The 9,764-nt window shown below is 58.4% G+C and carries 6 protein-coding genes; all 6 read right to left on the bottom strand.

What is annotated here, in order from left to right:
- Positions 1 to 238 precede the first annotated feature (238 nt).
- Genes HQL56_15245 through HQL56_15220 form a run of 6 tightly spaced genes read right to left on the bottom strand, consistent with a single transcriptional unit; the run spans position 239 to position 9,243 of the window.
- Positions 239 to 484, bottom strand: coding sequence for a hypothetical protein (locus HQL56_15245; protein ID MBF0310874.1), 246 nt, complete (start codon positions 482 to 484; stop codon positions 239 to 241).
- Between the two features lie 34 nt (positions 485 to 518).
- A complete protein-coding gene (locus HQL56_15240; protein MBF0310873.1) occupies positions 519 to 2,588 on the bottom strand; it encodes a DEAD/DEAH box helicase in 2,070 nt (689 codons plus the stop codon).
- Complete coding sequence (locus HQL56_15235) at positions 2,588 to 5,356, bottom strand: site-specific DNA-methyltransferase (GenBank protein MBF0310872.1); 2,769 nt, start codon at positions 5,354 to 5,356, stop codon at positions 2,588 to 2,590. Before HQL56_15235 ends, HQL56_15240 begins: the two co-directional genes overlap by 1 nt.
- Positions 5,356 to 5,778 (bottom strand): PIN domain-containing protein, encoded by a 423-nt coding sequence (locus HQL56_15230; protein ID MBF0310871.1) that lies wholly within the window; start codon positions 5,776 to 5,778, stop codon positions 5,356 to 5,358. The genes HQL56_15235 and HQL56_15230 overlap by 1 nt, the downstream gene beginning before the upstream one ends.
- Positions 5,756 to 6,217, bottom strand: a complete 462-nt coding sequence (locus HQL56_15225) for a hypothetical protein (protein MBF0310870.1) — start codon at positions 6,215 to 6,217, stop codon at positions 5,756 to 5,758. Before HQL56_15225 ends, HQL56_15230 begins: the two co-directional genes overlap by 23 nt.
- The gene (locus tag HQL56_15220; GenBank protein ID MBF0310869.1) at positions 6,214 to 9,243 is read right to left on the bottom strand and encodes a DEAD/DEAH box helicase family protein; all 3,030 of its coding nucleotides are present in this window, start codon (positions 9,241 to 9,243) and stop codon (positions 6,214 to 6,216) included. The genes HQL56_15225 and HQL56_15220 overlap by 4 nt, the downstream gene beginning before the upstream one ends.
- Between the last annotated feature and the right edge of the window lie 521 nt (positions 9,244 to 9,764).

Here is a 9,764-nt window from a genome sequence, read left to right as displayed (position 1 = left end):
CTGCAAGGCCTGCGCCGAAGCCTGCAAGGCCTGCTCCGTCGAATGCCGCAAGGTGGCCGCCTGAGTCCACGCGCCCCATCCCCCGCCTCGGCGGCGGGGGGGCGTCCTCATGGCCTGAAAAAAGGGACCGGGAAAGAGCTTCCGGTCCCTTTTTTCGTGGGAGATGGTCGCGTCCGTTCGGCAGGGCACCTCCAGTCAAGGGCTCCCTGGGTCGGAAGTCGGCCCCGTTCCCCCCGAGCTACGCGCGATTTTTCAGCGTCACCAATCGCTTCCAAAGGTTCAGCGACACAATGTGCCAATAGAGGGCGGCCAGCCATTCGGCGATGCCACGCCGCGTCCAATAGTTGCGAGGACTGGGAGGCGGCAGTTCCTCGACCGGCTCGTGGTCCCGATCAGCCGTGAAGACACGCAGACCAGGAAGACTGGATGATGGCGTTTTCGCTCTGGAGTAGTCGATGCCGATGTAAAGGTTGAAGGACGTCATGGTAACGACCTCCCCTTGTCGGCAGGATGGCCGTTCATCTCAGGTCACCAAGAAATTCCGAAGCGGGATCGACGCCAGTGATCAACAGATGGTCACGCGCCCTGGTGCAGGCCACATACAGCAAGTGTCGTTCGGTGTTGTAGACCTCTTCCAGGTCTGAGTCGTCGGTGACGGTTTCAATGCGTTCCTGCTGTGGGATGATCTCGTCATCACAGGCCATGACCACGACAGCGCGAAACTCCAAACCTTTGGCCATGTGCATGGAGGCGACCGAAACATGCCCGGTCTCGGTTTCCATGTTGTCACCCAGCTCCACGACATCGCAACCACACCGTCCGACTGCGGTTTTTGCCCGGTCCAATTGGGGAACGTCCCTGACGAAGACAGCCATTTCGTGGGGGAGCAAACCGTGCTTCAGCAGATTGCCCACCCAGGAAGCAACAACCAATGACTCCTGCTCCGCATCTCGTAACACCTCGATGGTGGGGACGGGTCCGTTGAAGACGGATACGGTACCTGCCCGATTTTCCACATTGCCGTCTACGTCGCTCAATGACGACTGAAGAAGACGATCCGCAATATGGCGAATCTGATGGGAGGTGCGGTAGTTGACACGCAGCGTTTGGGAGCGTCCACGCACGTCAACCCCCAGGGCTTTCCACGAGAAAGGCTGTTGAAAGATACGCTGCCCCAGGTCTCCGGCAAAGAATAGTCCATTGGCGCGGGTGCCGCCCAATGCTGCGAGAAGCCGCATTTCGGCCACACCCATGTCTTGCGCTTCGTCGATGACGGTAAAGTCGAATAAAGGTTCTTTCCTGTTGGAGATCAGGTCCGTCACACGGGCGAACACCTCCGGCCAGGTCACCAAGTGGCGTTGTTTCAGTTCGTCCTGGACCTGGCCAAACATCGACCACAGGATCTCCCGTTGCCTGCCTCCGATGCGGGTTTTCCGCCCCAGGCGGGGCACGTCTCGATACCCCTCCCAGTTTGACACTCTCCAGGCATCGACCACGTCCGTCCACTCGCCCAACAAAAATTGTGGGGTGAACTTGTGGGGGCCATGCCGGGTCGCCGCATCCGCCAGCAGATGCGCCAGAAGGTCACGGGAGACGATGTCCGGTTCGCCGAAGGCTTTGGTGTACAGGTTATGGGCCGTTTCGGTGATGGAACGAACCACGATCCGGCTGCCCACATCGGCTTCGTTGCCCACCAGTATTTGGAGTTTTTGGCTCAGAACACGAGCGAGCGGTTCCGAGAAGGTGGTCAGCAGCACCCGACTTTGCGGATGCTTGCGCGCCAGATGGACGGCACGGTGGAGAGCCACGATGGTCTTGCCGGTCCCTGCCGATCCGGCGACACGAGACGGACCGGGATCGTTGCGTTCCACCATCTGGCGTTGTGACGGATGGAGAAAGACCGCCCACTTGTCCCAGGGGTAGTCGAGGGCGCGTTGCAATTCATCCCCATTGGCCAACACCCGAAAACGACGTTGGGCATCCGGATGGTCAAACGGATCGCCCTCCACAACGGGAGCGGGGATGGGTTTCGGGGTCTTGCCGTAGGCCAGTTCCAACAGCAGTTCGGCGGCTTCCTGGGGCAGGTGGTCCGCCAGTTCCAAAAAGTTGTCCTCGTCGGCCTGTCTGATATCCTCGATCCATTCCAGGGGGACGCCGAAGGAGAGCAATTCGTTTTTGGCCAGATTGCCAAACAGCTTCGGTTTGACGGGTGGGTCAACACCTTCCAACCGGGGCTTGTGGACGGAGAATTCCTCGACCCGTTCCTGTACTTCCACCAGTTGGGCGGCTCCGGTGACGGGGTGGCGTTCAATCTTGCGCCTTTCGGCCCAGCGGTAGGCCGCATCGTGGTGGGCGACGTAGACCAGCATCAGACTGGATTCGGTACGATGAACGATCATGCGCAGGTCATCGGTGACGCGCACTGACCAAAACCGGGGATCTTTGGCCCGGTCCAACTTGTGGAGACTCAGGCCCGGCGTGGCCGGGTTGAGTTGCAGGTCGAAGGCGGTGGTCTTGACGGCCTTCTGTTCCGGGGCTGTCAGCCGGGCGAGACTGTCGGTGAAGGTGTCGGCGATGCGGAAGTCCATCACGTCACCCCGAAGACCTTCATGACCTCGTCTCCGAGGTGGTTGATGACCTTGACGGCGATGCGTCCGGACTTGGGCTTGGCGAAGGGGCGGGAGGCGTCCCGGTTGAGGGAGGCCCAGGCTTCGGCATCGACTTCCGCCTTGAGGGTGGTCTTGAGGGCCTTGTAGGGATCGTTGGCCCCCAGGAAATAGGCGTGGCGGACGAAAAAGCTCTCTTCGTTGTAGTCGGTGTCGATGAACCAGCAGGCGATGCCCTCGGGGCCGCTGGCGTGGACCTCTCCGGTCTGGGGATGGAAGACATCCACCCCGTAAATTTTAACCTGAATCTGGCCCGCTGCGGCCTCGCTGATGCGAATGTCCGGTTCGCCGAAGATGACGAAGAGGTTGCCCTTGCCGGTGTTTTTGAGATTGTCGGCCATGTGCAGATCGGCGTTCATCCGGGCTCGGAGGATGGTGATGCGGCCCAGGCGGTTCAGGTCGGCGCAGCGGGCGTCGTAGCTGAAGGCGCAGGCGATGAGCAGGTCGAAACCGGCATCCCCCACTTCACGGGCGGCGGCGATGAGGTTTTCCCGGGAGACGGTGCCGAATTCAGGGCCGATGAAAATACCCGCCCGTTTTTCCTTCTCCCCTTCCATGAACCGGCCTTCGGCGCAGATGGTGTGGCCCGGCCAGCCGGTGAGGCTGGTGAAGGTGATCTTGTTCTCCTTGTGGGCCTGCTGGACTCCGGCGGTTCGGAGGTTTTCCAGAATGATGGCGGCAAAGTCGTATTCGGCATGACGGGCGGTAGGATCGACCAGATTGTCGTCCTGATCCACGGTCAGCACCCGGTGGGGGGAGAGGGTTTCCACGGTGAAGGGACCGGCCACCCGCACCTTGGAGCGGTCTTCGTAGGGCTTGTCGTAGAGATATTCAAATTCGGCCCGGGCGGCGATGGCGGCGTCGATCTCCTTTTGCCGGGCGATGCGCTGTTGCCACCACGCCGCGTGGGTCTTCCTGACGGCTTCCGGCCACTTGGGGTCGGCCTCGCGGGGGATTTCCCACTCCTCCCAGCTTTTGTTCAAAGCGGTGTTCAACGAGTGGCGCAGGGGTTCCAGCTTGGCCTGATGCCGTTCCCAGATCACGTCGATCTCGGCATTTTTAGCAATAGATTCGGCTGTGATGTGGGGAACCCGTTCGTAAACGAAGCCGTGGCGGATGTTGCCGTGGGTACAGGTCTGGGACGGGGTGGACTGGCTAACCTCAGCCTCTTTCCTCTGCCCTTCCGAAGAGTCGACCAGCAGGTAATAGGGATAGCGCGCCCCCATGATCCTGGCCCGCGCCAAGGCCAGGGCCACCCGCGAGGTGTCGATGGTGATCCAACGCCGACCCCATTGTTCCGCCACATAGGCCGTGGTCCCGGAGCCGCAGGTGGGATCCAACACCAAGTCGCCGGGATCGGTAGTCATAAGGAGGCAGCGTTCAATTGGTTTTTCATCGGTTTGAACTACATATCGCGCATCGTCTTCACCCCTGGTATCATTCCAAACATTCGTGAGCGGTATGTAGGGAAAATCGTCAAAATATCTTTTATAAATACGCAATCCTGATTGACGCAATAATCTTCCAACATTCCAGAGTTTGCGTGTACCATTAACCCCCTGTTTCCAATGGCGATTAGGTTTGCAGGAAAGAGTTATAGAGCCGCGACTTGATGGAAACACAATATCTGGATCATCTCCGTCTTTAGAACAAATATCACCTGTTGTAAAAATCCTTGCATTGCTTGGGATGTCGAACGTATTGCCGTTTCTAAACTTTGAAATCGGAAGCAAATCCCCGTTCTCTGTTTCGACACGTTTATATTCTTTAGCTCCAGCTTCTCCAGGAACCTGTCGAGAATATAGTTTCCTAACCTTTGTAAATTCCTTGTTGCGAGCAAACCACAATATAGTATCAAAAATAGACGCTATAGTGCCAGTTGTTGATCCTGTGGTCTTTGTGAACACTATGTTCGCAACAAAATTCTCATTCCCAAACACCTCATCCATTAACGCCCTGACTAGGTGGACATTCTCATCCCCAATTTGGACAAAGATTGAGCCAGAATCGGTCAACAAGTCACGGGCCACAGTCAGCCGGTCCCGCAAGTAGGTCAAATAAGAGTGAATGCCATCCCTCCAGGTATCGCGAAAGGCTTTGACCTGCTCCGGCTCGCGGGTGATGTGCTCCCGTTTGTCAATCTTGACATCCCGGCTGGTGGTGGACCACTGAAAGTTGGAGTTAAACTTGATGCCATAAGGCGGATCGAGATAGATGCACTGCACCTTGCCCCGCAATCCCTCCCGCTCGGCCAGGGAGGCCATTACTTGCAGGGAATCCCCCAAAATCATGCGGTTGGACCAGTGGCCGTCGTGCTGATAAAAATCGGTCAGCTCGGCCCCCTCCGGCAGGCCGTTGAAGTCGGAGAAGAGATCGGGCTGATACCCCACCTCCTCCTTCCCCCGCCGGGCACTCTCCCGTTGCAGGTCGTCGATCAACACCTTGGGATGCACCTTCTCCTGGATATACAGGGGAGGCGCATGCACCACCAGATCGGACCAATCCTGCTCGTCCTTGCCGCGCCACACCAACTGAGGGTCCAGATCCCGGTTGCGCCGCTCGTAAGCCACCCGGATGGGACGCTTCTCCTCCGGCTCCATCACCGACTGAAACTCAGCCGTGGGAATGTTTTTGCGGCTGGCCTCGTCATGGGTGAGGGTGGTCACCTGCTTTTTGGGTTCACGGGCCATCAGTCGGTCTCCGTCCGAAACGGATTAATGATCGTCATCGTCCCGGCAATCACTTGACCGTGCTGCATGTCCTCGCTGTAGAGGATGTTACAACCCGCTGCCAAAGCCGCTGCCGCAATCAAACTGTCCCAATAGCTTGCATCCTGTTCCTCGCGCAATCGGGAGGCCAGGATAAACAGGTTGTCATGATCCACAACGACATCACAATCCAGGTATAATTGACGAATCACGTCCCGCAGTTCCTCTTCATCGTACCCCGCCTTTTTTCGCAGATTGTACACCAGTTCACGGATGACCTGCCCGTTGATGACCGGTCGCGACAAGGTGTTCAACAACCGGTTGGCAAGGCGACCTTTACCGGGCTCCCCATCGCTCATGGCATAGAAATAAATGTTCGTGTCAACGAAGACCGTTGCGGTCATAGAGTTCGTCCCGGCTCAGGGGTTGCGCGTTGCCATGTTTCCTGATAACCCGTGATCGCAGGTTGGCCAAAGGTCCTGTGAAAGAAACCTCCGTGTCTTCTGCTGCTTGGATTTCCTCATCCTCCCCCCAGTCCGCGATACGCCGCTGCCGAATCAACTCCTCGGTCTCCTCAAGCGTCCGGGGACCCCATGCCCCACAGGTTTTTTGCAGGATTTCTTCGACTTCCTCCTCACTCGGGGGCTTCCTGTAAAGGACTGGCGGATTGCTCCCCGAAATCGCCGTGGAACCCTGGGTAACCCGGCTGGGCGCGGCTTCGGCCTCCCTGGCCGGAGGACGGTTCATCTTCATACGCAAATAGCCGATGAAATCCAGCACCTCCGCCGCCACAGCGTCCGGCAGCGTGCGCGCCTGTTCATAAATCTGCTCGGCAATGGTCATGGAACCTCTCCTGTCGGATGTCCAACCAACGTCTCGATCAGTGTATCAAATTCCGCCTGAATCTCGAACACCGCCGTAAACTCGGCAAAGGCCCACCGTCCAAACTGGCCCAGATTGTTCACCCCCGGCACCCAGTAGGAGTGCATGGTGTTGGCCTTCTCCTTGGCATCCTCCCCCCGAAAGCCCTTGATCTCCACCACCAGATGCAACGGTTCGTCCCGTCCATCGTCCACTTGAACGATGAAATCCGGCAGATACCTCCTGGGAGTGGACCCCATGAGATAGGGCACCTCGAACCCCAGATTCTGGTTTTTGACATAGGCCCGCACCTTGGGATGGGCCTCGGCCACCCGGCAAAACTCGGCCTCCCAATCACTGTCGCACACCACCCAGTTGACGTGACAGTGGCGGGGATCGGTTTTCCACCGGGTCTCTTTGGAAGTGGTGAAATTGACGAAACGGGTGGAACCGGTAGGGTTATAGGGATCCAGGATCGCCTTGACCGGTTGTTCTCCGGACAGAGAGGCGGTGATCGCGGATTTGATCTTTTCGCAGGCCAGGTCGGCCAACTCCTGGTAGATCAACTGACCGGGATAGGTGCCGCCACTGCACTTCAAATATCCGCCTTCCAACCATTGCCGGACGATACGCTTGAGTTGGCCGAACAGGTGCAGCTTGGCCTCCTCGCCGGGATCACGATATTTGGTGTAAAGCAGATGCTTGGCCAAATGGAACAACACCGTGGATTGTCGCATCTCTTGCAGGTGCTCCAAGTTCAGGATCACCTCTTCCCCGACGATGCCCTGCATGTTCACCAGGGATGGTCCCACCAAGCGTGGCGTCAACTCCAGGACCGAATCCGGGGTGAAGGTGACCGACAGTTGCTCATTCGGCAACTCCACCCGATACCCTTCCACCCGTGGAAAGACGATCTCCAACCCATCCCGCTCCGGTCTGACGGCATGGACCCGCACCGTCTCCCGTGGCGGGGTGGGTTTGACCACCGTCGGCTGGGCGGTAAAATCGAAGGGAATGCCCAGGACATCGGCATACTCCACATCGAACAAACCCTCGGCGTTGAGATCATAGGACTGTCGCCGCAGGGCACGGCCCACCACCTGTTCGCACAACAGTTGCGTGCCGAAGGCCCGGACTCCCAGCACATGGGTCACGGTATTGGCGTCCCACCCCTCGGTGAGCATGGAGACCGAGACCACGCAGCGGATTGACTCCCCCAGTCGTCCCACCTTGCCCACGGTGTTCATGACCTCCCGCAGCAACTCAGCATCGCTGATGGTTTCGGTAGCCTGTTGGTTCCCGGTACGTTCCACCATCTCCCGCCGGAAACGCTCGATTTCGTCGGAGGCCATGGCGCGAAAATCCCCATCCAGGGCATCACCGGATTCCAGTTGCTCACTGTCGATCAACAGCGTTTTGGGGATGGGCAGGCGGTTGCCATGCTCATCGTAGTTGCGGAACAGCTCCAAACGTCCGGCATGGAAGGTGGAGTCGTCGTCATCCTCCGTTCCCCCCAGGCGATGAAAACCGGAGATGAAATCGTAGACCAACTTGGAGGTCGCCGTGTTGTTGCAGACCACGATGAAGACGGGAGGCAAGGTGATCCTGGCACCCTGCCAAAGCTCAAAGGTCTTCTGGTAGTGGCCGTACAGGGCTTCCAAAGCGGTTTGGAGTTCCGTCGGCAGACTCAAGGGATCAAGGGTTTTGCCCGAGGTGCCCCGGCCCTTCCTTGGCATCTTTTTGCTGATATGATCCCAAAGATTGCGGTAGAGGGGAGTGTCACCTCCGGGCACGTTATCGGCCACCGGTACACGGGGAAGCTTGACGATGCCGCATTCGATGGCATCCATGAGCGAGAAATCGCTGACCGTCCAGGGGAACAAGGTTCCTTCGGCATAACCCGATCCCCGCAGGAAAAACGGCGTCGCCGATAGATCGTAGACCACCGGAACCCCGGTCTGCCGCTTGACCGCCTCGATCCCGGAAATCCACATCCGGGCGGCTTCGTTGTTTTTCTTGGCCTCATTCAAATCATCGCCGGTCAGCTTCTCCGGCTCATCCGGCTTGGCCTTGGCGCGGTAGCAATGGTGGGCCTCGTCATTCAGTACCAGGATGTTCTTCATGCCCATCAGTTCCGGCATGACCCGCTGCATCATCTGACCTTCGGTCTCGATGGTGTTCAGATCCGAACCATGTCCCTTGAGCAGGGCTTTGCCCACCGGGGTGATCTCCAGGCGGTCCCGTAACTTGAAGGCATGGTAATTGGTGATGACAATCTTGGCCCGTTCCACCTCTGCCAGCAGGTCGCCGGGCGCGATCTCCCGGCTTTTGTAATAGCTGTCGGGATCGTTGGGCTGCAACACCCGCAGCCGATCCCGAATGGTAATGCCGGGAGTGACCACCAGGAATCCACGCGTAAACCGTTTGTCCTTGGGATGGCGCACCGCGTTGACCGTCTGCCACGCGATCAGCATGGCCATGACCGTAGTCTTTCCGGCACCGGTGGCCAGCTTCAGGGCGATACGAAACACCTCGGGATTGGCCTGATCGTTGGCCCGGGTCAGATGGTCCCAGGCCCAACCTTTCCTGGGAGCCACCTCGGTCAACCAAATCGCGGTCTCCACCGCTTCGATCTGACAAAAGAAAGGGCGGATGCCGAAAAACGCATGGTGCCGCCAATGCTGAAGCAGGCGGGCCGTCTCCGGCGTCACCTGCCACTTGTCCGGGGGCAGATGACGCCATTTGTCAACCTCACCACGGATCTTGTTGATGATCGGTGTTGGGTCGTACTCCTGTTCGGCGGTGGACAGGTCGTCGAAAGTGAAAGACGGCTGAACCGAAAGATTCCGCCGTCTGTTGGGTTTCGGCACCGGCGTCACGTAGGACGATGGACGCCGTTTCCCTTCGACCTTGCCCGTGGGTTGCCGGTCTTCATCCAAGTCCCAGTGACGGGATGGGGGAGCATAGGGAGAGTTCAGGATCGGGTGTTCAAAAAATTCATGCGACATGGGGTGCGCCCTTGATATCCCGCTGTCTGCCTGCTGAATGAACGTAGCCCCGAAATCCAAGGCCAATCAGTCACGTATCATAAGGTCGGCTGGCATCAAGTTCACCAGACCGTCATAGGTTGAAACGGTCAGTCAATAGTCCGTTGCACAGCGTGCCATACGTTTCTTTCGCCATGACGGGGATGGCGGTGTGCGACCGCATCCCGGCTTTTCAATAAGGTAATAAAGACCCATCAATCGTCAGTCGCGCATTAAGAACTGAGTTGCCGACAATATATGATTTTATTATTCTTTTCAAGTGTTCGCGTTTGTCCCCAGACGCCGCGTGGTAAGGTGCGATCACAGCGCGCCGGAAGGCTCACCAAGTCGTTACGCCCTGGGTGTTGAGGAATGGCATCGGTCACCGAGCCCCTGAAGATCGAGGCCTACATCCCCCATGGCACCCCCGCCGCCCCGGCTCCCGCCGCCGCTCCCGCCGCCCAGGCTTCGGCGCAGGCCTTGCAGGCCATGTGCAGGGCTTC

The sequence above is a fragment of the Magnetococcales bacterium genome (assembly GCA_015231925.1).
GTDB lineage: Bacteria > Pseudomonadota > Magnetococcia > Magnetococcales > JADGAQ01 > JADGAQ01.
Note: the sequence above shows the minus strand (reverse complement) of the source record. Positions and strands in the feature narration are given on the sequence as shown.

Coding starts and splice junctions, on each gene's coding strand:
- HQL56_15240 (MBF0310873.1), bottom strand. CDS start 2,588: ATGGACTTCCGCATCGCCGACACCTTCACCGACAGTCTCGCCCGGCTG.
- HQL56_15245 (MBF0310874.1), bottom strand. CDS start 484: ATGACGTCCTTCAACCTTTACATCGGCATCGACTACTCCAGAGCGAAA.
- HQL56_15225 (MBF0310870.1), bottom strand. CDS start 6,217: ATGACCATTGCCGAGCAGATTTATGAACAGGCGCGCACGCTGCCGGAC.
- HQL56_15235 (MBF0310872.1), bottom strand. CDS start 5,356: ATGGCCCGTGAACCCAAAAAGCAGGTGACCACCCTCACCCATGACGAG.
- HQL56_15220 (MBF0310869.1), bottom strand. CDS start 9,243: ATGTCGCATGAATTTTTTGAACACCCGATCCTGAACTCTCCCTATGCT.
- HQL56_15230 (MBF0310871.1), bottom strand. CDS start 5,778: ATGACCGCAACGGTCTTCGTTGACACGAACATTTATTTCTATGCCATG.